The following is a 25,847-nucleotide window of genomic DNA, read 5'->3' as shown; positions in this document are numbered from 1 at the left end:
AACACGATCCGGTGCCGCACGGCGGGGTCGTCGGTGAACTTCACCAGGTCCTGGATCATCTTCTTCCCGGCGTCGTCCGCCGGGTGGGACTTGCCGGCGATGACCAGCTGGATGGGGTGCTTCGGGTGCAGCAGCAGCGCCTTGAGCCGGGCCGGGTCCCGGAGCATCAGGGTCAGGCGCTTGTAGGTGGGCACGCGCCGGGCGAAACCGATCGTGAGCACGTCCGGGTCCAGCACGGTGTCCGTCCAACCCAGCTCCGCATCGGCCGCCCCGCGCTTCTTCCACGAAGATCGCAGGCGCTTGCGCACGTCATCAACCAAGGCCGAACGCAACTCGCCTCGCAGGGCCCAGAGCTCGGCATCATCCACGTCGTAGATCTTGTCCCAACCGGTGGCATCCACGTCAGTGCTGCCGAAGTACTTTGCGGCGAGCCGGCTCATCTTCGGATCGATCCAGGTGGGGACGTGGACGCCGTTGGTGACGGAGGTGATGGGGATTTCGGAGTGGTCGAAGCCTGGCCAGAGCCCGGAGAACATTTCGCGGGAGACCACGCCGTGGAGTTTGGCCACGCCGTTGGCACGCTGCGCCAGGCGCAGGCCCATCACGGCCATGTTGAAGACCGCGGGGTTGCCGCCGTCGTAGTTTTCCCGGCCCAGGTCCAGGACCTTCTCCACGGGCACGTCCGGGGCCAGTCCGGCGTCGAAGAAGTGCCTGATCTGCACGGCCTCGAAACGGTCGATGCCGGCCGGCACCGGGGTGTGGGTGGTGAACACCGTGGACGCGCGCCCGGCGGCCAGGGCTTCGGACCAGCTCAGCGGGGCCTCGGTGGACATGAGTTCCTGGATGCGTTCGATGCCCAGGAACCCGGCGTGGCCTTCGTTGGTGTGGAACACTTCCGGGGCCGGGGTGCCGGTGAGGCGCTGGTAGACGCGCAGGGCCTTCACCCCGCCCATGCCCAGCAGCAGTTCCTGCTGCAGGCGGTGGTCACCGCCGCCGCCGTAGAGGCGGTCCGTGATCCCGCGCGCGGCGTCGTCATTGGCCGGAACGTTCGAATCGAGCAGCAGCAGCGGCACGCGCCCGACGTCGGCCCGCCAAATGTGCGCGCGCAGCGTCCGGTCGCCCGGCAGGGGAAGCGTGACCAGGGCCGGCGAACCGTCTTCCTCACGGAGCAGCGTCAGGGGCAGGCCGTCGGGGTCAAGGACCGGGTAGGTCTCCTGCTGCCAGGCGTCCCGGGACAGGGACTGCTTGAAGTAGCCCGCCTGGTACAGCAGCCCGACGCCGATCAACGGCACGCCCAAATCCGAGGCTGCCTTCAGGTGGTCACCCGCCAGGATCCCCAAGCCGCCCGAATACTGCGGAAGAACCTCCGTGATGCCGAACTCAGGCGAGAAATACGCGATGCACGCCGGAGCATCCGGACCCAGGCCCTGGTACCAGCGCGGCTCACCCAGGTACCGGTCCAGATCCGAAGCCGCCTGCTGAACACGCTCGACGACGGCGCCATCCGCTGCGAGCTCCTGCAGTTCCTCGCGGCTGACCAGGCCGAGGAAGGTCATGGGGTCATGATTGCTTTGCTCCCAGGCTTCGGCGTTCAGCGCGGAGAACAGTTCGCGTGTCGGCAAATGCCAGGACCAGCGCAGGTTCTTCGCCAATCGTGCGAGCGGGGCGATTGCTTCCGGCAGAACCGTTCGTACCGTGAACCGTCGAATCGCTTTCACTTCCGGCCACCTTCGAACGCGGACTGGGCAGGTTTTGTCGACGTTTCCATGCGGGTTACCTCCAAGAGGTTGTTGTGATGATTGGGGAGATGTTGGCTAAGGGTGGGACCACCGCGGCGCCGGGGTGGGTAGGCCTCTGCGGGCACAACCGGCACAGGGCAAGCGCTTACATGCTGTGGACGGGCATCATTGGCCCCTCCTGCGCCCGGTCCCGGAACTCAGAAGCAGGCAGCGGTCTCCAGGTTCCGTCCACGCGCTATTCCGGGGGCTTCACGAGCCGGGAACAAGGGGACGCGGCTACTCGTGGATCCGCCGCGGAAGCCGGCGAATTCCCGCTCAGGTTTGCGCGACATCGACCGCATCGTCAATTCGGATGATTGGTACCGAATGATTCCAAGCACGACTTACTTCCTTAGTCTCCGGGAACTCTGATCGGTGACCATCCGCCATGTTGTATCAGGAGGAATCTCATCGCCGTTCGTCGACGCGCCTTGTCGACGCGGGTCGATGGCTCGACAGTAGTTGGCAGCGCGACGGTGTGTCAAATGTCACAATCACGTTCGATAGGAGCGCGTAATGAATGCCTCGAATTGGCGGACTGCACCCGGACGGCGGGGCGATTCTACGGCTGCACGGCGCGTGCCACGGCGGTGCTTCCGCGCAACGTCAACACCGGTTCCGCGAGCCACTGCACGGCATCCGGCCCGTCGCTCCTGAGGCGTCGGGTAAGGAATTGTGCTGCTTCACGACCCATGACGCTCGGTTCGGCGGACGCCGTCGTCAGGGCGGGCATGAAGCGCTCCGCGGAGCCGGCACTGGTGTTGATCGCGACAATGGAGAGAGACTCGGGCACTCGCCAACCGTGGGCCGCCGCCGCACCCAGAAGGCCTGCAGTCGCCGCTTCGTTGATCATCACGAGCCCGGTTGTTTCCGGAGATTCTTCCAGGATCTGTCCAAACACCTCGCGACCGCCGGCAAGTGAGCTCGTGGCCGGATACAGCCGAGCGCTGATCCCGTGCCTCGACGCAGCAGCTGCAACGGCATCCCAGGATCGGACCATCGGGCCGTATCCGCTGTCCAGGGACTCACGCGAATGCGTCACAAGGCCGATCTCCGTGTGCCCCAGGCTGACGAGATGCGACACTGCCAGCTCCCCCATTGCTTCGAAATCTGCGTCCACGAATGTCAGGCCATCAGCATCCGTGGGCCGTCCGATCGTGACGAAGGGAACACCGGTTTCCAGCAGGACAGGAATCCGTTCGTCGAATGACCTGACTTCCATTAGGAGGATTCCATCTACGAGGCCCTGGGCCACGATCCGCTGCATCTCGCCCAGGTCGTCGGGGTCCATTGGCCACAGAAGGAGATGGTATCCGTCAGCACGCGCCTGTTCGGCGGCACCTTGGACGTATTCGAATTCCGTGGTGTTCATGCCTTGCTCCCCGACCGGAAAAATCAAGGAGACGATGCCGGTCCGTTTGCCGGCCAAGCCCTGGGCGAGCAGGTTCGGCGTATAGCCAAGATCGGACATGGCCTTCAGGATGCGCTCCCGCGTTTCGGGAGCAATCGGCCGGACACCACTGAGGGCATAGGACACAGTGCTCCTGGAAACGCCTGCTACCCGCGCAACATCGGCCATAGTTACCAAGGACTATCCCCCTGTATTGTCGGTGGCTGCTTTGCGATGGGCCCGCGAAAGACCGCGAGCCTCCAGACGGTAATGCCTCATAGTAAACCGTAATCGGTTGGGAAAGTGGTGGAGGCATGCTGAGCCCACTGTTGCATACACGCGGCGGCTAAGCGAGGGTGCCGGGATTTACGCGTTCTTGCCTACAACCCAAGACACCGCTGAAAATGCCGGAGAAACGAAAGAGCCACCCCCGGCGGGGCGGCTCTTTCAATTTCCAAAAAATCTGAGGCCCTGCCCGGAACATAAAACCCACGTTCCAAGCAAGGCCTCCATGGTGGAGCTGAGGGGACTCGAACCCCTGACCCCCTGCATGCCATGCAGGTGCGCTACCAGCTGCGCCACAGCCCCATATTTTCGCTGCTTCACGAACCGTGAACTGGCCGGAAAACCCCGTCCAGTTTTCGGATTCCTCCGAAGCAACTCAAATATCTTAGAACAGCATTTCCGAAAATTCCAAATCGGGCATATTCAGTTGGTCTGTGCCTTAAAGCCTAGGATTCCTCGACGGCGGGAGCCTTCGCGGAGGCGTCGTCACCGAGTTCCAGGTCCACTACGGGGCAGTCTTTCCAGAGGCGTTCCAGGGCGTAGAAGACCCTGTCCTCGGAGTGCTGGACGTGCACCACGATGTCTGCGTAGTCCAAGAGGACCCAGCGGCCTTCGGAACGTCCTTCGCGGCGGACCGGGCGGAGATCCTGCTTGAGCAGCTCTTCCTCGATACCGTCGACGATGGCGTTGACCTGGCGCTCGGTCGGGGCCGAGGCGATCAGGAAGACGTCAGTCAGGGCCAGACGTTCGCTGACGTCGAGGGCGATGATGTCCTCGGCCAGCTTGTCCGCTGCCGCGCGGGCGGCGTGGCGGGCCAAGAGGACGGATTGTTCATGTGCAGTCACGGGACTCCTTGTATGCGGCTTCGAGAATAGACGAAGCCTGTTTGGTGGCAAAAGCCGTTATGGTCAGCGGGAAAGTCCGCTGGTGATCATGATGATGCCCGCAATCAGGGCGATGGCTCCGATGCCAACCAGTCCCAGGACCAGGAGCCGGGTACGCTGGGCGCGCCCAAGTCCCGCCGTCGCGGCGTCGAGCGGTTCAAGTCCGTAGGCCGAACTTGCCGAGATAGGCGGATGTTCTGCCGCCTCGGCCAGCGCTTCGCCATCGGGTTCGGAGCCCGACGTCGGGCGTCGACCGGCCGCTTTCGCAGCGGCCTCTGCGCGCGCCAGCACTCCTGCGCGGCCGCGCAGGTTGCGTGGCTTGCCCGACGCCGACTGCCCCGGCTTCAGTTTCGGCGCCGGGGAGGTCACAAGGGGAACGAATGTGGTGCCGGGCGGCTTCATGACGGGACGATCGAGTCCCGGAACCTTCACGAATTCCAGGGGCGTCACCATGGCCAGGTTGCTAGCTACAGAAGGTTCAGCACGGACAGGCCCGGAAGGACGGCTGTTCTGTTCGGCGAGCCTCTGCTTGGCCATGGCCCTCTTGTTGAGGATGGCCTCGCGTTCAGCCTGGGCGATCTGTTCGGCCAGGGCCTCCGGGTCCGCCGGCTCGACGTCGGAACTGGAAACCGCTGATTCGGCGGCGGGGACTTTCTGCACCGCAGATTCCATTGCAGCGATGTGCTCAAGCTTGTTGGACTGGTTGTTCGCTTGGGCGGCCAAAAGCTCGCGGGCCATCAAGGCCTGCTCCACGGTCATTTCCGGCGCACCGGGAGGAGGTCCTGCCGTGACGCGGACGCCGCCGCCGGGCAAAACGCCCGGGCGATCAGGACCGGACTGCTGCCTGCCGGGAGCCTGGACCGGGACACTGGATGTCCTTGGCCCTGAGCCCGGTGCCGGGACAACGGGGATCGCCGAGGTGCCCGGTGCAACTTCTTCCTGCAATTGCTGGAGGCGCAGCTGACGGCGCGTGGGCGGACCGCCGCGGGAAAGCTGCTGCTCCTTGTCCGCGAGTTCCTTGATGGCACGGAGGGCGGCGCGGTCGCGCGCACGCGCCTGGGAGGAACGTTCCGAGGCGGGTTTGGCGTCCAAGGGAGCATCTGCCACCCGGCGCACCCGATTGGCCGAGGCGCCGCCGGACGCGTGGTTGGCGTCGTCGGAGGTAACGGCCTCGGCTACCGCGGGACGTGCGCCTGTTTCTTCCAGGCGTGCGTCCCGGGCTCGTCGAAGCTCGCGCCGGCTAGGGATGGGGGGCTGTTCCTGGCTCATTCAAAACTCACTCGGTACGGGCTTGGTGTTCTGTTCCGGTCATAGCATGCAGGGGCTCCCCCATGCCGGGTTTGCCCGAGTACAGCTTGTATTTGGCGATGTACTGCACTACTCCGTCAGGTACGAGGTACCAGACCGGATTGCCTGCACCCACGCGGGCGCGGCAATCCGTCGACGAAATCGCCATGGCGGGCACTTCCAACAGACTGACGTCTTCCCTGCCCATGCCGTCAAGAACATGACCGGGCCTGGTGACACCGACAAAATGCGCCAAGGACCAAAGCTCGTCGACATCTTTCCAGGACAGGATCTGTGCCAGGGCGTCCGCGCCCGTGATGAAGAACAAGTCCGCATCCGGCCGCTGCGTCCGCAGATCCCGCAGGGTATCGATCGTGAAGGTGGGACCGGGGCGGTCCACGTCCACACGGCTCACCGTGAAATTGGGGTTGGAAGCCGTGGCAATGACCGTCATCAAGTACCGGTGCTCGGCTTCGCTGACTTGCTTGTGCGATTTCTGCCAGGGCTGTCCGGTGGGCACGAAGACCACCTCGTCCAAGCGGAACTTGGCAGCAACCTCACTGGCAGCAACCAAGTGGCCGTGGTGAATGGGATCGAACGTCCCACCCATCACGCCCAAGCGAAGTCGGCGCCCCGTTTCCTCGAAGGGTTTCGCGGCGGAAATGTTAGTGACCCAGCCCTGGGTGCTTGGCCGGGTGCTGGCGGTGCGGATCCGAATGTTCTTCGACGGCGTCGTGACGGTTGCCAAGGTTCGTGTAGGAGACTGCCACAAACATCAGGACCAGCAGGATGCAGAACATGGAGACACCGAAAACCCAAGGTTCAGCCCACAACGGTGCCGGCGCTTCGGCTCCGCTCTCGCCCCCTTGCGTGAGAATTGAAATGGCGATCTGCTGAAACTGCATTTTCTCCCCTAGCGGTTCAAAGGATTTCGACGGCGGATCCTCCCGCCGTTCAGGACTTCTGTTCTATGTTACAGCGTTGCTAGGCGCGGACCTGGCCTTCACCCTGGACGATCCACTTGGTGGTGGTCAGCTCGGTCAGGCCCATGGGGCCGCGTGCGTGCAGCTTCTGGGTGGAGATTCCCACCTCGGCGCCCAGCCCGAGTTCGCCGCCATCGGTGAAGCGCGTGGAAGCGTTCACGATGACCGCCGCCGAGTCGATGTCCGCAATGAACTTCTCAGCGTTCGCCAGATTGTTCGTCAGGATGGCCTCCGTGTGGCCGGTCGACCATTTGCGGATATGCGAGACGGCCTCGTCAAGGTTGTCCACCATCGCAACAGCGAGGTCAAGGTCCATGTATTCCGTAGCCCAATCGACGTCGTCGGCGGGGACCGTGTCCACGGAGCCGGACAGCGCCGCTTCAATCCGGGAGTCGACATGCAGGGTGACCCCGGCGGAACGAAGTGCGGCGGCGACCGCGGGCAGCACGGTGGATTTCGAGTGGACCAGGAGGGTTTCCACGGTGTTGCACACACTGGGGCGCTGGGTCTTGGCGTTGAGCAGGATGTCGACGGCCATCTCTTCGCTGGCGGACTCATCGATGAAGATGTGCACGTTGCCTTCGCCGGTCTCAATGACGGGCACAGACGAGTTGTTCACCACAGTCTGAATCAGGTCCCGTCCACCGCGGGGAATCAGCACGTCCACGCGGCCACGGGCACGCATCAGGACATTCGCGCCCTCGCGGCCGAACTCGTCCACGCTCTGGACGGCGTCGGCCGGCAGCCCTACGGATTCCAGCGCATCGCGGAGGATGGTCACAAGGGCTGCGTTGGTGTGGGCGGCAGCCGATCCGCCGCGCAGGATCACGGCATTGCCGCTCTTCAAGGCAAGTCCGGCGATATCGACCGTGACGTTGGGGCGGGCCTCGTAGATCGCAGCGACTACTCCCATGGGCACGTTGACCTGGCGCAAGCGCAGGCCGTTGGGGAGGGTCTGGCCACGGACGACGTTGCCCACGGGATCCGGCAGACCCGCCAGGTTTTCAAGGGCGGCCACAAGGCCGTCGATGCGGGCAGGAGTCAAGGTCAGGCGGTCCAGCATGGCAACGGAGGTTCCGTTGTTGCGGCCGGACTCAACATCCTTCGCGTTGGCGGCGAGGATTGAATCCTGCTGTTCCCGGAGGGCCGCGCCGATAGCGCGCAGGGCGCGGTCCTTCCAGGCACGGTTCGCCTGGGCCATGTGCCGCGCTGCCTGCCGGGAGCGGTCCGCGATCGAATGCACGGCCGCCTCCACTTGCCCGGGCGTGAGCGGCGCAGTTCCCAGCTCCGGAGTTTCCGGCACCCGGGTGGCATTGCCGGAAGCCAGGGCGTCGGTTATCACAGGAGAATCAGGGGTAAGGGCCTCAGTCATTCTCCAAGTTTAGTGGAGCGGGACGGCTGGACCAGTACGAGGTCGTCAACATGAACAACTACGCGGTCATATCCACGGCCAAGGTCCTTGGCGAGCTCCTTGGTTGAACGGCCAAGCATGCGGGGAAGCTCTTCCGCGGAGTAGTTCACCAGTCCCCTGGCAATTACGGTGCCGTCGGCGGAAACCATCTCCACGGGATCGCCGGGCTCGAAGTCCCCCTGCACCGACGATATTCCGGCGGGCAGCAGCGAGGTGTGACGGTCGCGCACCGCCTTGACGGCGCCGTCGTCGAGCATCAAACGGCCCCGAACCGAAGCGAGGTGGGCCAGCCACAGCAGGCGAACGGGTTTGCGGTTGCCGTTGATGGCGAACCATGTGCCCACGTCCTCGCCGGCCAGCGCTGCGGCGGCATTGGCCGTGGACGTGACGAGGGCGTGGATGCCGGAGCCCGCGGCGATCGAGGCCGCCTCCACCTTGGTGGTCATGCCGCCGGTACCGACGCCGGCTTTGCCCGCCTTGCCGATGGTCACGCCGACGAGGTCGGCGGGACCGGTAACGAGCGGAATGCGCTTTGCACCCAACGACGGCGGACCGTCATACAGGGCGTCGACGTCGGACAGCAGGACCAGCGCGTCGGCCCGGACAAGGTGCGCCACCAAGGCGGCCAGCCGGTCGTTGTCACCGAAGCGGATTTCGTGGGTTGCCACGGTGTCGTTTTCGTTCACGACCGGCACGACGCCGAGGTTCAGCAAGCGGTCGAGCGCCCGGTATGCGTTGCTGTGCTGGGTGCGCCGCATCAGGTCATCGGCAGTCAACAGGACTTGGCTGACCGTGACCCCGTGCGCAGCAAAAGCCTGCGAATAGCGCGCCATCAAAAGCCCTTGGCCCACACTGGCCGCAGCCTGCTGCGTGGCGAGGTCCTTGGGACGCTTGGCGAGCCCGAGCGGTGCGAGACCCGCCGCGATGGCACCGGAGGAGACCAGGATGATCTCCGTCCCGGAATTGCGCTTCTCGGCCAGGGCGTGGACCAGGGCCGTCAGCGCTTTCTCCGAGATGCCGCCTTTGATGCTGGTCAACGAGGACGAACCTACTTTGACCACAATCCGCTTGGCGCCGGCCAACGCCTGGCGTTCCGCGGCGTCGTCGCCTTCGGTGACTTCAGCGATGCGGGCCGTGCTAGTCGTCATTTCCGGCTTCCAGGCCGCTTTCCTTCAGGGGCTTGGGCAGACGGCGGCCGCTGACGGACTCGGTCCAGATGCCCGCCTTCCGCTCGGCTTCGAGCTCGGCACGTGCTGCAGCCTTGGCCTCGCGGCGCTCGAGCTGCTCGTCGCGCTTCTGCGAACGGGTGGGACGGTCGCCGATGTCGGCAACGCGAATGTCGGTTCCTCGAGGCGTCGCCAGGAGTTCGGCGCCCGCCATCATGGTGGGCTCCCAGTCGAACACCACGCCGTCTTCCTCGCCGATCACCACGGTGTCGCCCGGAACGGCACCCATCTTGAACAACTCGTTTTCGATGCCGAGCTTGGCCAGTCGATCGGCGAGGTAGCCAATCGCTTCTTCGTTGGTGAAATCGGTCTGCTTGACCCAGCGGACCGGCTTTTCCCCGAGCACGCGGAAGAGCGGTTCGAGGTTCTTCTCCTCGCGGCGGATCTTGAAGCCGGACTCGTTGACGGCCCGGGGGCGCAGGACAGGCGCTGCGACCTTGGGAGGCGCAATCGCAACGGCCTTGCGGGCGGCCATGACGATCTCGCCCATGGCGAAGCTCAATTGGCGCAGGCCTTCATGGCTCGTGGCAGAGACTTCGAAGACGCGGTAGCCGCGCTGTTCCAGTTCTGGGCGGACGAACTCGGCCATATCCCGACCGTCAGGCAAGTCCACCTTGTTCAGGACCACAAGCTTGGGGCGCTCGTTCAAGGGGACCACTTCGCCGTCAACGCCGGCGTAGCTCATGTCCACCGCGTACTTGTCCAGCTCTTGCTCGATGATCGCAAGATCGGTGAGCGGGTCCCTGTCCGCTTCCAAGGTTCCGCAGTCCAGCACGTGCACCAGCGCGGCGCAACGCTCTACATGGCGCAGGAAGTTGTGGCCGAGGCCCTTGCCCTCGCTGGCGCCCTCGATCAGCCCGGGAACGTCGGCGATGGTGAACCGGACGTCACCGGCCTGGACCACGCCAAGGTTGGGGATCAGGGTGGTAAACGGGTAGTCGGCGATCTTGGGCCGCGCCGCGGACATCGCCGCGACAAGGCTCGACTTGCCCGCGGAGGGGAAGCCAACCAGCGCGATGTCTGCGATGGACTTCAGTTCCAGGACGATGTCGCTGGACTCGCCTTCAATACCGAGGAGGGCGAAACCGGGTGCCCTGCGCTTCTGCGAAGACAACGAAGAGTTACCAAGGCCGCCCATGCCGCCTGCGGCGGCGACGAACTCGGTGCCTTCGCCGACGAGGTCAGCAAGGACGACGCCGTCCTTGGTCTTGACCACCGTGCCGTCCGGGACGGGAAGGACGAGGGTTTCACCGTTCTTGCCGCCCCGCCAGTCGCCCATGCCCGGGCCGCCGTTGGTTGCGTGGCGGTGCGGTGCGTGGTGGTAATCAAGCAGGGTGGTGGTTTGGGCATCGACGCGCAGGATGACGTCGCCGCCATTGCCGCCGTTGCCGCCGTCGGGTCCACCGAGGGGCTTGAACTTCTCGCGCTTAACAGAAACACAGCCGTGGCCGCCTGTTCCGCCGGATACGTGAAGTACTACCCGGTCTACGAAGGTCGCCACGTGTTTCTCCTCTATGTGGAAATTACTGCTTGAAGTGCGTGTTGCGCCGCTGTTGCGCGGCCGCCCGCCCTAGTAAATTCTAGTGCGGTTAAAAAGACAGATGGAGCGGGCCATACGGCCCGCTCCACCCGTTCAGAACGTGTTATTACTCTGCAGCTGCAGCAGCAACGATGTTCACTACGCGACGGCCACGGCGAGTACCGAACTCAACCGCGCCTGCCTGCAGGGCGAACAGGGTGTCGTCGCCACCGCGGCCGACACCGGCGCCCGGGTGGAAGTGGGTGCCACGCTGGCGGACGATGATCTCGCCTGCGGAAACGACCTGGCCACCGAAGCGCTTTACGCCGAGGTACTGGGCGTTGGAGTCACGACCGTTGCGAGTGGAGCTCGCGCCTTTTTTATGTGCCATTTGAAATGCCTGCCTTTAAATTCTGGGGAATCTGTTGAAAACCTGAACAGCAACCAGTGGTTACTTGATACCGGTGATCTTGATCTTGGTCAGTTCTTGACGGTGACCCTGGCGCTTCTTGTAGCCGGTCTTGTTCTTGAACTTCTGGATGACGATCTTCGGACCACGGAGGTCTTCGAGGATCTCAGCCGTAACCTTGACCTTGGCCAGATCCGCAGCTGCGGAGGTGACCTTGTCACCGTCCACCAGGAGCAGTGCGGGCAGCTCAAGGGTGCTGCCGGCTCCACCGGGGACGCGGTTCAGGGTTACGTAGTCTCCAACGGAAACCTTTTCTTGGCGGCCGCCTGCGCGGACAATCGCGTACACCACTTGGGCACTCACTTCTCTCGACGTTTATTACTAAATTTGCGTGCGGAACCCCGATCCAAAAACGGGCCTGGTTCACGCTGTGCCTCAACGCCGTGGACTCCGGTACGGAATCCATGAGTCATCCCTCGAATAGTTCTAAATGAAAGGTCAGTTCCAAATGAACGGTTTCTAGGGGCATAACCCAAGTGTTGGCGTAAGCACCGAAGATCTAGATTACGCTAGTTTCGCCTTCGGCTGCAAATGAGGCCAGGTCCGGAGGCTGCCACGTGATGGCTGCCACAGACTGGCTATGCCGCCATCCGGTACCGTGCCCGTCCACCTTACCCTGCCGGCCGTGAAAAGCTCGGATCCTCACGCCGACACGCTGCAACGCCTGCGGGGACAGGCCCCGTTCCGGTGCCTCCTCCCCGGAAGACCGGCTCAGCCGTGCAACCTTGGAGCATCGAAGAACGCCGTTTCATAGCGGCAGGATTGGGCAAACGCCTCCATCATCGCTGTGCACTCCGCGGGCGACGCAACCTGCGCGGCGGCATCCGTGATGTCGATCGCCTTGCGGGTGGCCTCCGCGAACGCCTCGTCCGCGTAGGTGCGCAGCCAATCCGCATAGGGGTGCTCGTCCGATGCTCCGGCCTCGACAAACCCATGGTGGAGCCGCTGTCCCACCTCGGCGTACAACCAGTAGCAAGGCAACACGGCAGCAACCAGCACCGCATAGCTTCCCGACGCCGATGCCGCCAGCAAGTGGTCCACGTAGGCCTTGGTGACCGGGCCCAGCTCTCCGCTCACCTGGCGTCCACTGAGCCAATTCCGGTGCAGCTCGGATTCGACTTCAAGGCACATCTGCGAGCCGCGGGCCCAGAACAGCTGTTCGGTTTCACTCGGAGCGAGGGCGCTTGCCCGTGCCAGGACCCTGGAATAGCCGTTGAGATAGATGGCATCCTGGGACAGGTAGTAGCTGAACTGCGCTTCGCTGAGACCACCGGATTGCAAGTGCTGGATGAAGTCCAAGCCATAAATGGCTGCCAGTTCCGTTTGGGCGGCGTCCCACATCCGGACGGCGAAGTCCCCCGGTTGAAGGGCCTGCTGGAGCGCGTGGAAATGATGGATCGGCCCGTTGCCCTTCCCTACTTCCAGCACCCCGGACCGGGTCAGCGCCTCCTGGAGCCAGGGCTTGACGACACGCAAAGCAGACTCCCAATCGCCGAGCCGCGCCTTGGCCGTCGCCATCGCCGACGACAGGGAACATCCCGTCCCATGGCTATTGCGGGTCTCCACCCGTTGGCCGGCGAATTCCACCACGTCCTGGCTCAGGACTCCCCCGGTATTGACCAGGGCATCGGGGCAGCCGGCTCCCTGCAGATGGCCCCCCTTCACCAGGACGGTGTTTCCGCAGCTAGCGGCCAGGCGCTTGCCTTGCTCCAACGCCGATGCCCAATCAGTGGCAACAGGCTCGCCAAGCAGCATGGCCAATTCCGGAAGGTTGGGGGTCACCAGGTCTGCGAGGGGCAGCAGTTCCCGCAGTGCGGTTTCAGCGGACTCCGCGAGGAGCCTGTCGCCACTGGTCGCGATCATCACTGGATCCAGGACGACGACGGCGGGGCGCGCCTCGCCGAGCCAGCGGCGGACTTCGTGGATGACCGCCGCGTCCCCGAGCATGCCGATCTTGACGGCATCAACCGTGATGTCGTCGCTAATGGCGTCCAATTGCTGGCGCAGGAACTCCACGGGAGGCACATGGACGCCAGTGACGCCCTGTGTGTTTTGTACAGTGAGCGCCGTGATGACGGCCATGCCGTAGCCGCCGTTGGCCGCAATGCTCTTCAGGTCTGCCTGGATCCCGGCACCACCTGAGGGGTCCGAGCCGGCGATGCTGAGGACCCTGGGGATGGGGCGCTGGATGGCCTTGAGCGGGTAGACAGATGATTGCGCCGAAACAGTCATGCGAGACATCCCTTCGCCGGTGCTAACCGGACAGGTTCAACGGGTCTGGTCTCAGCCGGCTCGGTGCGCGGCACCCCGTGTCAGTCCCCTAGCTTAACCCTGATCACGCCTCGCCCGCTGAAATCGCCCATTGCAACCGGACTGCCAGGGTCGGCGGATTGGCCCACAACGCCGAAACCCCGGCGGTTTCCACAGGAGCGGAAACGGCCGGGGCTTAGGCACGGTACTGCGTTCAGAGTTCGGACTTCGGCACACCGACGCCGAGGATGATCGGTTCCGCTGCCGCCGTCGGCTTCGTCGGGGCGGCGTCTGCCGCCTTGGCCTCGTGCGCGGCCCCACCGGAAGCAGCCGCGGCAACCTCGTGGTGCTCCACGTTGGTGGCGTTGGCGGCACCCTGGGCCCGGCTGGCGCTACGGTTGCGTCGGCCTCGGCGTCCACGCGAACCCGAGTCCGGGGATTCACCGCTTGCAACGGCTGCGGGGGCCCCTGCGGGGGTTTCCTTGGCTGACGTTGACGTCGTGGCGGTGTCCGGAGCTTCTCCGAGGCCTGCGAATGCCTGTGCCAATAGGTCCAGGCTCATGGCAGGTGTGCCACTTGCAGCCTCCTCTTCGTGGTGGACGAAAGGCAACGCAACTTCCTCGCCGCCGAATCGCAGCACAGGCTTCGAACGTTCCTCGCCACTCGAAGCAGCGGCCGGAGCCTGGACCGGGGCCGCTGGGGCCTGGACCGGGGCTACTTCCGCTGCGTGCCCGTCGGCGAGCAATTCCGCCGCGTGGTGGAGCTCGTCGTCGTGCAGGTGGGCAGCGTGGGCTGCAGCCGCGATGGTGGCAAGGGCTGCGCGGGTGGCTGCCTGCCGGTTCGGGTCGGTGGATTCCACAGTGTGGACCGGCACCGAAGGGGTGACGGGCAGTTCAGTGGTCCCCGGCCCCGTGCCGCGGCCGCGGCGACGCTTGCGCTGCTCGGGGCGGACGGCTGGCTGTGACTCCGTGCGCGGGTGGTGGTGTTCAGCTGCCACCACGTTGGCCCGACGGTGCTCCACGGGCTCGTCGTGCGTGACGATTCCGCGCCCTGCGCACGTCTCGCACTGCTCGCCGAAGACCTCCAGCAGGCCGGTGCCCATGCGCTTGCGGGTCATCTGGACCAATCCAAGCGAGGTCACCTCGGCGACCTGGTGCTTGGTACGGTCCCGGCCGAGGCACTCGACCAGGCGGCGCAACACGAGATCGCGGTTGGATTCCAGGACCATGTCGATGAAGTCGATGACGATGATTCCACCGATGTCGCGCAAGCGGAGCTGGCGGACCACTTCCTCGGCAGCCTCAAGGTTGTTCTTGGTGACGGTCTCCTCGAGGTTGCCGCCGCTGCCGGTGAACTTCCCGGTGTTGACGTCGACAACCGTCATGGCCTCCGTGCGGTCGATCACGAGCGAACCACCGGAGGGCAGGAAGACCTTGCGCTCCAAGGCCTTGTGGATCTGTTCGTCCACACGCCATGCCGAGAAAATGTCCTGATCCGAGGTCCACTTCTCGAGGCGTCCCACCAGGTCCGGCGCCACGTACGTGACGTAGGCCTCGATGGTGTCCCAGGCTTCATCGCCGGAGACGATGAGCTTGGAGAAGTCCTCGTTGAAGACGTCACGGACAACCTTGATGGTGAGGTCCGGTTCGCCGTACAGCAGTTCCGGAGCCAGGATCTTGGTGGACGTGGACTGGCTTTCGATGCCTTCCCACTGGGCCCGCAAGCGGTTGATATCGTGCGTCAGCTCTTCCTCGGAAGCACCCTCGGCGGCGGTGCGGACAATAACGCCCGCGTTCTCCGGGAGGCGGTCCTTGAGGATTTTCTTCAGGCGATTGCGCTCGACGTCGGGCAGCTTGCGGGAAATTCCCGTCATTGACCCGCCCGGTACGTACACAAGGTAGCGGCCGGGAAGTGAAATCTGGCTCGTCAGGCGTGCGCCCTTGTGGCCCACCGGGTCCTTGGTGACCTGGACCAGCACGGAGTCGCCTGACTTCAGGGCGTTCTCGATGCGGCGCGGTTTGCCTTCCAGGGTGACGGCATCCCAGTTGACTTCACCGGCGTACAGCACGGCGTTGCGGCCGCGTCCGATGTCTACGAACGCGGCTTCCATCGACGGCAGCACGTTCTGGACCTTGCCCAGGTAGACGTTGCCGATGAGGGAATCCTGCTGTGTCTTGGACACGAAGTGCTCCGCGAGCACGCCGTCTTCGAGGACACCGATCTGGATCCTGTCGTCGCGCTGGCGAACGATCATCTGGCGGTCGACGGACTCACGGCGAGCCAGGAATTCGGCCTCGGTGATGACCTGGCGGCGGCGGCCGGTCTCGCGGGATTCACGGCGGCGCTGCTTCTTTGCTTCAAGGCGGGTGGAGCCCTTGACGCTCGTGACTCGGTCGGAGCCGCTGGTGGACTCAACGTGCGCGCGGGGAGCGCGGACGCGGGTCACCGTGTTGGGGGGATCGTCGTCTCCGCCGCCCGTCAGTTCCAGGTCCTGATCGCCGCGACGACGGCGCCGGCGACGGCGGGAGGTCACGCCTTCTTCGAGGGCCTCCTCGGTACCGGCTTCTGCCTCGTCCTCGGATTCCGCAGAGGTTTCTTCTCCCGCGTCATCACGCTCGGTGCCCCGGCGTCCGCGACGGCCACGGCTGCGACGCCGACGGCGGCTGCCGGCTTCGTCCAGTTCGTTCTCCTCGGAACCTTCCTCAGCTTCGGCCCGCGGTTCCTCGTCGACGACGGCCGGACGGACAACGGCGCTCAAGTCAGGTGCCTGGAAGATCATGGACGTGACGGAGGCAGGTTCCAGGAACAGCGACGCGATCGGACTTGCGGCTTCGGCGTCGACGGCCGGCTCCCCGGTGGTTTCCTCGGGCGCGGGCTCCTCGGCCGGCGGCTCCACAGTGGTTTCCCCGGGCGACGCAACGTCGGCAGCCGGTGTTTCAACCGGGGCTTCTTCGGCAACGGGCTCGGCGCTCTTTGCCCTCGTCGTACGACGCCGGCGGACCGGTTTTTCGGGGGCGGCTTCGGCCTCTGGTGCTATTTCAGGTACGACGGCGGCAGCAGCCTCCGGTGCCTCGCCACCTTCCGTGGACGCTTCTTCAGCGAAACCCGGCAGCGGCTCGGAGGTTTCGACCTTCTTTCGAGCCCTGGTGCGCCGGACGGGAGCCTTGGGCGTTTCCGTGTCGCTCGCTTCGGCGACAGGCTCGGCGGCGGTTGCGGCAGCTCCGGCGTCGGGGGCTTCATCCGCGGCGACCGTCTTCGGTGCAGCCTTGCGGCGGGTGCGGGTGACCTTTTTGGGTGCTTCGGTGGTCTCGGTGGACGCCGCATCTTCGGCGGCGGCTACAACTTGCTCATTATCCATATGTGGCAACACTCCTGCCCTTGCGCAACCGCCACATCCGGTGCCCAGAGGGGCAATATTGTCAAAACCCGCAGGCGTTGACAGAAGTCAGTAGTAGTCTTTCCGGTTCGCACCAGCATGGGGGTGCGGCATCCACGGAAAGCCGGCTTCGCTCCAAACCCGTTGTTCTAATGCCACAACCAGGTGCCGTCCATGGTCACTGCGGCCCTGCCGGGGATCATTGGATCCTGGGCATGCCCTGCAAATGATTGGCGGTCTTGGGAACAAGATACCGGACCGGATTCCGCATGTGGATCGGCTTCCGGCCATGTTCATTCTCTCACACGCCCGCACTCCCGGCAGGAAGCATGCCCTGAAAGCTTCCGTGCCGCCGCCTTTGCTGGACGCGTCCTCCAGCCTCCGCGGCTAGAATCCTCCCAAGAGCAGTCCCCGGTCCTGCGCCGGGCCATCCAGAAAAGGACAGCCAACCATGCCGAGCCCCGCCAGCCCGAACCTGGCCAATAACGATGCCCCCTCCCTCATGCAGGAGGGAACCGGCAAGCACACCGACGACGCAGCCATGCCGCGTATGGTCCGCGACCGCCCCTTTGCCTGGCTCTTGCTCGCCACCGGCGCCATCGCGTGGCTTGCGTCCGGCGCACTCGTGCTGGAAAAGCTGCAGGTTCTCATGGACCCCAACCACATAACGGCCTGCGACCTCAATCCGTGGGTGTCCTGTGGCAGCGTCATGAAAACACCGCAGAGTTCGGTTTTCGGTTTCCCCAACATGTTCATCGGGATTGTCGCCTTCGCCGTGATCATCACCACCGCCATGGCGATCTTTGCCGGGGCCAAGTTCGCCCGCTGGTATTGGATCGGACTGCAGACGGGCGTCACACTGGGGTTCATCTTCATCGTCTGGCTCTGGTCCCAGGCCCTGTATGTCATTCATATCCTGTGCCCGTTCTGCATGGTGGTGTGGGCATGCATGATCCCGCTCTTCGTCTTCGTGACCATCAGGAACGTGGCGCACGGAGTCATTCCAGCGCCCGCAGGACTGGCCAAGATCCTGAGCGAATCCGGTTGGATCATTTCCGCGCTGCTCTACGTTGGCGTGATCGCCAGTATTTTCTTTGCCTTCATCAACGTCTTCATCGGTACGTCGGGTTACTAAGCACCAAGCCGTCAACAGCGGAAGGGGCCCATGTTCGCGTGAACATGGACCCCTTCCGCTTTTGGTGTGTCTGAAAACTACGCGCCGAACCAGATCTTGATCTCGCGCTCGGCGGAATCCACCGAATCGGAACCGTGGACCAGGTTCTGCTGCACAGCCAGGCCCCAGTCACGGCCGAAGTCACCGCGGATGGTGCCGGGCGCCGCCGTCGTCGGGTCCGTGGTTCCAGCAAGGGAACGGAAGCCTTCGATCACGCGGTGGCCCTCGAAGATGGCAGCGACAACCGGGCCGCTGAGCATGAACTCGACCAGCGGCTCGTAGAACGGCTTGCCCAGGTGCTCTTCGTAGTGCTGCTCAAGGAGATCGCGGGTTGCGTTGACCTTCTTCAATTCGACCAAGGAGTATCCCTTGGACTCGATGCGGGCGAGGATGCTGCCGCTCAAGTTGCGGGCGACGCCGTCGGGCTTGATCAGTACAAGGGTGCGCTCAATGCTCACGGTTGCTCCAATGTTGGATGTGTGGGTTTCCCAGCCAGTTTACGGGGTTTCGCTCAGGCGACGCCCGCGCTGCCCCCAGAGTCCCCGTGCGAAGCGTTCCATTCGGCTTGCTCACGATCACGCTGGGCGTTCTCGCGGTCGATTCTCATGCCGGCACGGATGCCGTACCACCAGCAGGCCGCGAACAGGACTCCCACCACGAACATCGTGGGCTCGACGAAGCCGGAAAGAATCAAGACCAGCTGCATTACCCAGCCGACCCCGATGCCCCACGGCTTGCTAAGCACGGCACAGGCCAGGATCAGGATGACGCTCAGGCTGATGCCGAAGGTCAGGATCAGGGCCGGCTGCACCTCTCCGCGCTTCAGTCCGAAGACTGCCAAGGTGGCGAAGAACGCGACGAAGGCCTCCAAAAGCAGGACGGTCGAAGCGAACATCACCTTGGTGGAGCGGCGCTTCTTGGGCATCCCGGGCCGCCATTCGCGCTGGGCTTTGGTGAGTTTGGCCATGCTCAGGAACCAACCTTCCCCAGGAGCATGCGGGCCTCGGCCACCACGGTGATGGAACCCGTGACGAGTACGCCGCCGGCCAGGTCATCGTTCGCTTCGGCACGCTCCACGGCCCACTCGATCGCGTCATCCAGCTTCTCGGCAATGTGGACATTGTCCGCACCGAAGCCAAGGTCGACGGCGAGATCGGCCAGTTGCGCCGCCGGGATGGCCCTCGGCGAGCTGGACTGTGTGAAGCAGAACTCCTCTGCCAGTCCACCCAGCGATTCCTTGAGCTGCCGCAGGATTTCCTCCGCGTCCTTTTCCTTGAGGACCCCGAGGACCACCACCAGCTTGCTGAAGCTGAAGGCCTCTTCAATTGCCTCGGCCGAGACGCGGATGCCGTCAGGGTTGTGGGCTGCATCCACGATGATCGTGGGAGCGGTGCGCACCACTTCAAGACGGCCAGGCGACGTGACGCTGCCGAACGCTTCGCGCAGGAGGTCGCCGTCGAGCTCTTTTTCACCGCCACCGAAGAACGCTTCCAGGGCCGCGACCGCAACGGCCGCGTTCTCGGCCTGATGGGCGCCGTGCAAGGGAAGCAGCAGGTCCTCATAGCGGCCCGCGAGCCCCTGGATGGTCAGGACTTGGCCTCCGACGGCAACGCTGCGGGACTCGACGCCGAATTCGACGCCTTCGAAGCGGAACGGCACCCCAACCTCGCGCGCCTTCTCAAGGAGCACCTGCGCGGCGTCCACCGGCTGGGCCGCGCTGATCAGGAAGCCGCCGGGCTTGATGATTCCGGCCTTCTCGCGAGCGATGTCCTCGGTGGTATCGCCGAGGAGATCCGTGTGGTCAAGCGAAATCGGCGTCACCACGGAAACCTGTCCATCGCCCACATTCGTGGCGTCGGTGATGCCGCCGAGCCCCACTTCAATCACGGCGACGTTCACGGGTTGGTCCGCGAAGATCGCGAAGCCCAGGATGGTCAGGCACTCGAAGTACGTGAGCCTGGGCTGGCCATCCGCCTCGAGCTCCTTGTCCACGATTTCGAGGTACGGACGGATCTCGTCCCAGATCCGGACAAAGGTCTCGTCCGAAACCGGCTCGCCGTCGATGCTGATGCGCTCGGTGACCTTCGACAGGTGCGGACTCGTATAACGGCCTGTGCTCAATCCGTGGGCACGAAGCCCGGCCTCGATCATCCGGGCTGTTGAGGTCTTGCCGTTGGTGCCCGTGATGTGAATGATCGGGAACGCCTTGTTGGGCTCCCCCAGCACATCCATCGCCCGGTACAGGGGCGCGAGCCGCGGCTCCATTTTGTTTTCCGGGGCGCGGCCCAGGAGTTCGGCGTAGACGCTTTCTACGGAGAATTCGTCGCTCATGTACTAGGCCTCGATCTTGGTAACGGTGATCTGCGGCTCGGCGGCGTCGCCGGAGACGACGGGGTCGAGCTTGAGGGACAGGGTTTCGGTCTTGACCAGCTCTTCGTTGGCGCGCAAGGCGTCAACGACGTCGTGGACGGCCAGGACCGTGGTGTGGATGCGGTCGCTCACGTTGAGTCCTGCGTCCTTGCGGGCCTGCTGGATGGCGCGGACCATGTCGCGAGCCAGGCCTTCGGCTGCCAGTTCCGGGGTGACTTCGGTGTTCAGGACCACGAAGCCGCCGCCCGGAAGGACAGCGACGGCCGCGGACGAGCCGTCAGCAGATTCCGCGACGACAGTCTCGAGCGTGTACTCCTGCGGTTCCAGCTCGAGGCCGCCCGCCGTGACCACTCCCGCATCGGAAACAGACCAGTCGCCGGACTTGGAACCCTTGATGGCCTGCTGGACGTTCTTGCCCAGTCGCGGACCTGCCGCGCGGGCATTGACCACGAGTTTCTGCTCGATGCCGAATTCCTCCGGCGACGCCGTGGCGGCGTCGAGGAGGCGCACGGAACGCAGGTTCAGTTCATCCGCGACGACGGCGGCGAAGCCTGCCAGCGCATCAGCACCGGGTGCCACCACAGTGAGTTCCTGCAGCGGCAAGCGAACGCGGAGGTTGGCGGCCTTGCGCAGGCTGGAACCGGTGGAGCAGATCTGCTGGACCCGGTCCATCGCCTCGACGAGTTCCGGGTTCGCCGGGAACAGCGACGCCTCGGGCCAGTCAGCCAAGTGCACGGAGCGCCCGCCGGTCAGGCCGCGCCAGATCTCCTCGGAAACCAAAGGAAGGAGCGACGCCGAGACTCGGCAGACCGCTTCGAGCGCCGTGTAGAGGGCGTCGAAGGCGTCGGTGTTCTCGTCGAAGAAGCGCTGGCGGCTGCGGCGGACATACCAGTTGGTGAGCATATCCAGGTAGCTGCGCAGTTCATCGCAAGCCCCGGAAATGTCGTATTCGTCCAGGCTGGAGGTGACGTTGCGGACGAGGTCACCGGTGTTTGCCAGCAAGTACTGGTCCATGGTGTCCGTGTAGCCGTCGTAGCGCAGCTTGGCGTCATAGCCGGCGGCTGTCCCATCCACTGTGTGGGAAGCGTTCGTGTACAGCGTGAAGAAGCTGTACACGTTCCACAGCGGCAGGATGACTTGGCGGACGCCGTCGCGGATTCCCTGTTCGGTGACCACGAGGTTGCCCCCACGCAGGATGGGGCTGGACATCAGGAACCAGCGCATGGCGTCGGAGCCGTCGCGGTCCAGGACCTCGGAGACGTCCGGGTAGTTGCGCAGGCTCTTGGACATCTTTTGCCCGTCCGAACCCAGCACGATGCCATGGCTGATCACATTGCGGAAGGCCGGCCGGTCGAAGAGTGCCGTGGACAGGATGTGCAGCATGTAGAACCAGCCGCGGGTCTGCCCGATGTACTCGACGATGAAGTCGGCAGGGTTGTGGGTGTCGAACCATTCCTCGTTCTGGAACGGATAGTGCACTTGGCCGTAGGGCATGGAGCCCGAGTCGAACCAGACATCCAGGACGTCCTCCACCCGGCGCATGGTGGACTGGCCCTCTTCAGGCGAGCGCGGGTCGTCCGGGTTGGGCCGGGTCAGTTCGTCGATGAACGGGCGGTGCAGGTCGACCTGGCCGTCGTTGTTCATCGGAAGGCGGCCGAAATCGGCCTCCATCTCGGCGAGGGAGCCGTAAACGTCCGTGCGCGGGTACTCGGGGTCGTCGGACTGCCACACCGGGATGGGCGAGCCCCAGTAGCGGTTGCGGCTGATGGACCAGTCGCGGGCGTTGGCCAGCCACTTGCCGAACTGTCCGTCCTTGACGTTGCCCGGGATCCAGTTGATCTCCTGGTTCAGTTCGGACATCCGGTCCTTGAACTTGGTGACCTCCACGTACCAGGAGGACACGGCACGGTAGATCAGGGGGTTGCGGCAGCGCCAGCAGTGCGGGTAGCTGTGCTCGTAACTGGCCTGGCGAACCAAGCGACCGCCGGAACGCAGTGCCTGGGTGATCGGCTTGTTGGCATCGAACACCTGCAGCCCGGAGATTTCGGCGAGCGGTCCGTGCGCGAACAGGTGGAGGAACTTGGCGCCCTCGTCGACGGAAAGCACCACGGGGATGCCCGCGTCCTCACAGACTTTCTGGTCGTCCTCGCCGTAGGCCGGAGCCTGGTGGACGATGCCCGTACCGTCGGTGGTGGTGACGTAGTCCGCCACGAGGAAACGCCAGGCGTTCTGGGTGCCGTACTTCTCGGTATCGGAGAAGTAGTCCCAGAGCGGCTCGTACTCCAGGCCGGCCAACTCGGTGCCCGTGTAGCTTGCCGTGACGGCGGCGGTAGCGGCAGCGCCGTCGTCGTACCCCAGATCCTTGGCGTAGGTGCCGAGAAGATCGGCGGCCAGCAGGAAGCCGCCCGTCACCGGAGCCTCCGCGGAGGCGGCCTTGATCCCGTTGGGACCGGCCGGAACCACCGCGTAAGAAATGTCGGGCCCGACGGCGAGCGCCAGGTTGGTGGGCAGCGTCCAGGGGGTCGTGGTCCACGCGAGCGCCTGCACGCCTTCAAGGGACTTGGAGAGTTCCGACTCCCCTGCCTTGATGGGGAAGGTCACGGTGACGGTCTGGTCCTGGCGGTTCTTGTAGACATCGTCATCCATGCGCAACTCATGGTTGGACAGCGGCGTCTCGTCCTTCCAGCAGTACGGCAGGACGCGGTACCCGTTGTAGGTGAGGCCCTTCTCGTGGAGCTGCTTGAAGGCCCAAAGGACAGACTCCATGTACTCGACGTTGAGGGTCTTGTAGTCGTTGTCGAAGTCCACCCAGCGTGCCTGCCGTGTGACGTAGCTCTTCCATTCGTCCGCGTACTTCATGACCGAGGCGCGGCAGGCGTCGTTGAATTTGTCTATGCCCATCGCTTCGATCTGGGTCTTGTCCGTCATGCCCAGTTGCTTCATGGCCTCGAGTTCGGCGGGCAAGCCGTGGGTGTCCCAGCCGAAGCGCCGTTCGACGCGCTTGCCGCGCTGGGTCTGGTAGCGGCCCACCAGGTCCTTGGCGTAGCCGGTCAGGAGGTGGCCGTAGTGGGGCAGCCCGTTGGCGAAGGGAGGACCGTCATAGAAGACGAACTCGTTGCTGCCGGGGTGCCCTCCGGGCAGGTCCGCGCTGCGGTTGTCGATGCTGGCTTGGAAGGTGCCGTCTTCATCCCAGTACTTGAGGATGCGCTCTTCGATCTCCGGGAACTTCACGGAGGCGGACACCCCTCGTGGGGTGCCGGAGAGAGCTGTGGAGGCCTTGGGGTAATACGTCATCTCTTCATCCTGGGTTGAGCCGGTGAACACAAAGTTTCATTCAGGATGCGAGGACGGCGCCAGCTGCGTTGTTTCCAACAGCGCCGGTACCGCGGTACCACCTCACTTACCGCCGCTGGCGCGGCCCCTTCGAAGAGGAGCTGTTCCGGCGTCGGCCGCTCATTGCTGCTGTGACGGGCTTACCCGTCCGGTTCTACTGACCCCCGGGGTGGCGGGGGCGTTCTTCCGGAAGCTCACCGGTGATGTCCGGGTCAAAGCTTGTGGCACAAGTCTAGCGGCAGCGGCACTGCGAGCTCCACTTGGGCTGCCGCGCGGGAGCCGGCGACGCCGGTACCTTAGCCCTTGCGGATCAACTTGTGGGTAGCGGCCTGCGCCACAGGGCGGACGATGATCTCGTCCAGGTTGATGTGGTGCGGCAATGAGACCGCGTACTTGACGACGTCGGCGACGTCCTCCGGGGTGAGCGGCTTCTCGACGCCGGCGTATACCTTGGCTGCCGCGGTGGCATCGCCGAGGCGGTTGAGCGCGAATTCCTCCGTGCGGACGAGGCCGGGTGCCACCTCGATGACGCGGATGTTGTTCTCGGCTTCCTCCAGGCGCAGGGCGCCGGTCATGGCGTGCTGGGCGAACTTTGCCGCGTTGTACCCGCCGCCGCCCTCGTAGGCCGTGAATCCCGCCGTCGACGTCAGGTTCAAAACGGTGCCCTCGCCGTTGGCCCGCAGCATCGGGAGGAAGGCCCGGGTCAGCTTCAGGGTGCCGAGCACGTTGACTTGGTACATCCAGTCCCAGTCCTCGGTCTGGGCATTGGCCAGGGTGTCGGCGCCCCGCGCACCGCCGGCAATGTTGATGAGCGTGTCCGCTCCCCCTGCCTCGGTGACGGCTGAGAGCAAGGCCGCGACGTCGTCGTCGTTGGTGATGTCCGCGGCGAACGGCACGGCGCCGCTCTGGGCGCCGAGTGCCTCAAGCCGTTCGGCACGGCGGGCGACGGCGAATACCTTCCAACCCTCGGCGGTGAGGGTCCTCACCGTGGCTTCGCCGATTCCCGTGCTGGCGCCGGTCACTACTGCGGTCTTCGTCTGTACTTCCTCAGTCATGGCACCACCCTAACGCGGTTCACCGGGAGAAACCGCACGCCCAAGGATGTGGGCGATCGACGGAGACAGCGGGCCGGCGGAGAAGCCGAAACGCTCACTGTGCAGCACCTGGAAGCCGGCTGCGCCGATCGCGTGCAGGGTGTTGCGGTTGGGATGGCAGCCTCCGGCCATGTGCCGCCAGGCCGGAGTGAGTAGATCTTCGACGGCAGCGAGAAACTGCTTGTCCGCGCACGTGCTCGTAGAACGCCAGGGTTCCGCCGGGCCGAAGCACCCGGCGGATTTCCGCCAGCGCGTCCGCCTGGTCCGCGACGCTACAGAGGACAAGGCTGACTACGACGGCGTCCGCCTCGCCGTCGGCCGCTGGAATGTTTTCGGCGGTTCCGGGAACAACCGTGACCGGCACTGCGGCAAGCCCTGCCTTGGCTCCAGCAAGTTCCCTGAGGTAGTCATCAGGTTCAACCGCGAGGACACTTTCCACGGTGGCCGGGTACAGGCCGAACGACGAGCCTTCGCCGGCGCCGACCTCGATGACGCGGCCTCGCAGGCCAGCCAGCAGGGTGCGCCGGTGTTCGGTGCCGCCGCGCAGGTTTATCGCCGGAACCGCCCGGGCGTAGGCCCGCGCGAAGCGCGGATGCTGCGGCGTGGTCATGTGTCCGTCTTCCCGGCGCCCAGCAGGAACTCCAGCAGGACGCGGGCGTGATTGATTTCAGGGTCCCTGGCGCCGTAGAGCAGCGTGACGCGCTTTTCCGCGGCCGCCAGCTCCAGCAGCTGCTCCACGGCGGGATTCTGTTCCAGCTCAGCCTGGTACGAGCGGCGGAAGTCCTCGAATCGCTCCTGCATATGGGCAAACTCGGTACGGAGGGGCGGCGAGGGAGCGATCTCCTTGAGCCAGAGATCCAGGTGGGCGCGTTCTTTGGATACCCCTCGCGGCCACAGCCTGTCGACCAGAACCCGGTAGCCGTCGTCGTCCGCTGCTTCGTCATAGATGCGCTTGATAACCAAAACGTCCTTGAGTTCCGTCATGGCCCGCATGCTACTGCACCCCTGCGTGCCACGG

Annotated in this window: 21 protein-coding genes, 1 tRNA gene and 1 riboswitch; of the genes, 1 reads left to right on the top strand and 21 read right to left on the bottom strand. The window is 64.6% G+C overall.

What is annotated here, in order from left to right:
* The 14 genes from glgP to AC3WJU_RS13385 form a co-directional block, all read right to left on the bottom strand.
* Nucleotides 1-1,718, bottom strand: a 1,718-nt coding sequence (gene glgP, locus AC3WJU_RS13450) for an alpha-glucan family phosphorylase (RefSeq protein WP_492260085.1), incomplete at its 3' end; no start/stop codon positions are given.
* A 622-nt stretch (nt 1,719-2,340) separates the two neighbouring features.
* Nucleotides 2,341-3,357: a LacI family DNA-binding transcriptional regulator gene (locus tag AC3WJU_RS13445; RefSeq protein WP_284991227.1), complete on the bottom strand. Its 1,017-nt coding sequence runs from the start codon at nt 3,355-3,357 to the stop codon at nt 2,341-2,343.
* A gap of 323 nt (nt 3,358-3,680) precedes the next feature.
* Nucleotides 3,681-3,756 (bottom strand) — tRNA-Ala (locus AC3WJU_RS13440).
* 143 nt (nt 3,757-3,899) lie between these two features.
* Complete coding sequence (gene rsfS / locus AC3WJU_RS13435; RefSeq protein WP_059389355.1) at nt 3,900-4,298, bottom strand: ribosome silencing factor; 399 nt, start codon at nt 4,296-4,298, stop codon at nt 3,900-3,902.
* A gap of 63 nt (nt 4,299-4,361) precedes the next feature.
* Entirely contained in the window at nt 4,362-5,606 is a 1,245-nt protein-coding gene (locus AC3WJU_RS13430; RefSeq protein WP_441433692.1) for a hypothetical protein, read from the bottom strand.
* 7 nt (nt 5,607-5,613) lie between these two features.
* A complete protein-coding gene (nadD, locus tag AC3WJU_RS13425; RefSeq protein WP_059389356.1) occupies nt 5,614-6,234 on the bottom strand; it encodes a nicotinate-nucleotide adenylyltransferase in 621 nt (206 codons plus the stop codon).
* A gap of 55 nt (nt 6,235-6,289) precedes the next feature.
* Complete coding sequence (locus AC3WJU_RS13420; RefSeq protein WP_059389357.1) at nt 6,290-6,529, bottom strand: hypothetical protein; 240 nt, start codon at nt 6,527-6,529, stop codon at nt 6,290-6,292.
* A gap of 79 nt (nt 6,530-6,608) precedes the next feature.
* Nucleotides 6,609-7,979 carry a glutamate-5-semialdehyde dehydrogenase gene (locus AC3WJU_RS13415; RefSeq protein ID WP_441433693.1) on the bottom strand — a complete coding sequence of 457 codons (1,371 nt, stop codon included), beginning with the start codon at nt 7,977-7,979 and terminating at the stop codon, nt 6,609-6,611.
* A complete protein-coding gene (gene proB, locus AC3WJU_RS13410) occupies nt 7,976-9,166 on the bottom strand; it encodes a glutamate 5-kinase (protein ID WP_284991216.1) in 1,191 nt (396 codons plus the stop codon). Before proB ends, AC3WJU_RS13415 begins: the two co-directional genes overlap by 4 nt.
* Entirely contained in the window at nt 9,156-10,745 is a 1,590-nt protein-coding gene (gene obgE, locus AC3WJU_RS13405) for a GTPase ObgE (RefSeq protein ID WP_284991215.1), read from the bottom strand. Before obgE ends, proB begins: the two co-directional genes overlap by 11 nt.
* A 145-nt stretch (nt 10,746-10,890) precedes the next feature.
* Nucleotides 10,891-11,154: a 50S ribosomal protein L27 gene (rpmA, locus tag AC3WJU_RS13400; RefSeq protein WP_003803426.1), complete on the bottom strand. Its 264-nt coding sequence runs from the start codon at nt 11,152-11,154 to the stop codon at nt 10,891-10,893.
* 60 nt (nt 11,155-11,214) lie between these two features.
* The gene (gene rplU / locus AC3WJU_RS13395; RefSeq protein ID WP_028267456.1) at nt 11,215-11,523 is read right to left on the bottom strand and encodes a 50S ribosomal protein L21; all 309 of its coding nucleotides are present in this window, start codon (nt 11,521-11,523) and stop codon (nt 11,215-11,217) included.
* Between the two features lie 420 nt (nt 11,524-11,943).
* A complete protein-coding gene (thiD, locus tag AC3WJU_RS13390; protein WP_492260084.1) occupies nt 11,944-13,464 on the bottom strand; it encodes a bifunctional hydroxymethylpyrimidine kinase/phosphomethylpyrimidine kinase in 1,521 nt (506 codons plus the stop codon).
* Nucleotides 13,456-13,552: riboswitch (TPP riboswitch) on the bottom strand. Its footprint overlaps the gene before it by 9 nt.
* Nucleotides 13,553-13,696: 144 nt before the next feature.
* Nucleotides 13,697-16,840, bottom strand: coding sequence for an Rne/Rng family ribonuclease (locus tag AC3WJU_RS13385; protein WP_492260083.1), 3,144 nt, complete (start codon nt 16,838-16,840; stop codon nt 13,697-13,699).
* A 520-nt stretch (nt 16,841-17,360) separates the two neighbouring features.
* On the opposite strand from AC3WJU_RS13385, the gene AC3WJU_RS13380 reads away from it, so the two are divergent.
* Nucleotides 17,361-17,993 (top strand): vitamin K epoxide reductase family protein, encoded by a 633-nt coding sequence (locus AC3WJU_RS13380; RefSeq protein WP_492260087.1) that lies wholly within the window; start codon nt 17,361-17,363, stop codon nt 17,991-17,993.
* Nucleotides 17,994-18,070: 77 nt separating this feature from the next.
* On the opposite strand, the gene ndk is transcribed toward AC3WJU_RS13380, so the two are convergent.
* The 7 genes from ndk to AC3WJU_RS13345 all read right to left on the bottom strand — a co-directional run bounded on the left by ndk (nt 18,071) and on the right by AC3WJU_RS13345 (nt 25,813).
* Nucleotides 18,071-18,490 carry a nucleoside-diphosphate kinase gene (ndk, locus tag AC3WJU_RS13375; RefSeq protein ID WP_284991209.1) on the bottom strand — a complete coding sequence of 140 codons (420 nt, stop codon included), beginning with the start codon at nt 18,488-18,490 and terminating at the stop codon, nt 18,071-18,073.
* Nucleotides 18,491-18,543: 53 nt separating this feature from the next.
* On the bottom strand, nt 18,544-18,999 hold the full coding sequence (locus tag AC3WJU_RS13370; protein WP_059389361.1) for a DUF4233 domain-containing protein: 456 nt from the start codon (nt 18,997-18,999) through the stop codon (nt 18,544-18,546).
* A 2-nt stretch (nt 19,000-19,001) separates the two neighbouring features.
* Complete coding sequence (locus tag AC3WJU_RS13365; protein ID WP_492260082.1) at nt 19,002-20,363, bottom strand: bifunctional folylpolyglutamate synthase/dihydrofolate synthase; 1,362 nt, start codon at nt 20,361-20,363, stop codon at nt 19,002-19,004.
* A 3-nt stretch (nt 20,364-20,366) separates the two neighbouring features.
* Nucleotides 20,367-23,696 (bottom strand): isoleucine--tRNA ligase, encoded by a 3,330-nt coding sequence (ileS, locus tag AC3WJU_RS13360; protein ID WP_492260081.1) that lies wholly within the window; start codon nt 23,694-23,696, stop codon nt 20,367-20,369.
* 335 nt (nt 23,697-24,031) lie between these two features.
* Nucleotides 24,032-24,790, bottom strand: coding sequence for an SDR family oxidoreductase (locus AC3WJU_RS13355; protein WP_492260080.1), 759 nt, complete (start codon nt 24,788-24,790; stop codon nt 24,032-24,034).
* 94 nt (nt 24,791-24,884) lie between these two features.
* Nucleotides 24,885-25,439 carry a class I SAM-dependent methyltransferase gene (locus AC3WJU_RS13350; RefSeq protein WP_492260079.1) on the bottom strand — a complete coding sequence of 185 codons (555 nt, stop codon included), beginning with the start codon at nt 25,437-25,439 and terminating at the stop codon, nt 24,885-24,887.
* A complete protein-coding gene (locus AC3WJU_RS13345) occupies nt 25,436-25,813 on the bottom strand; it encodes a DUF488 domain-containing protein (RefSeq protein WP_492260078.1) in 378 nt (125 codons plus the stop codon). Before AC3WJU_RS13345 ends, AC3WJU_RS13350 begins: the two co-directional genes overlap by 4 nt.
* Nucleotides 25,814-25,847 lie beyond the last annotated feature (34 nt).

The sequence above is a fragment of the Arthrobacter sp. FW306-1B-F12A genome, assembly GCF_058781865.1.
The sequence above is the reverse complement of the archived record's forward strand: the minus strand, read 5'-3'. Positions and strand labels throughout refer to the sequence as shown.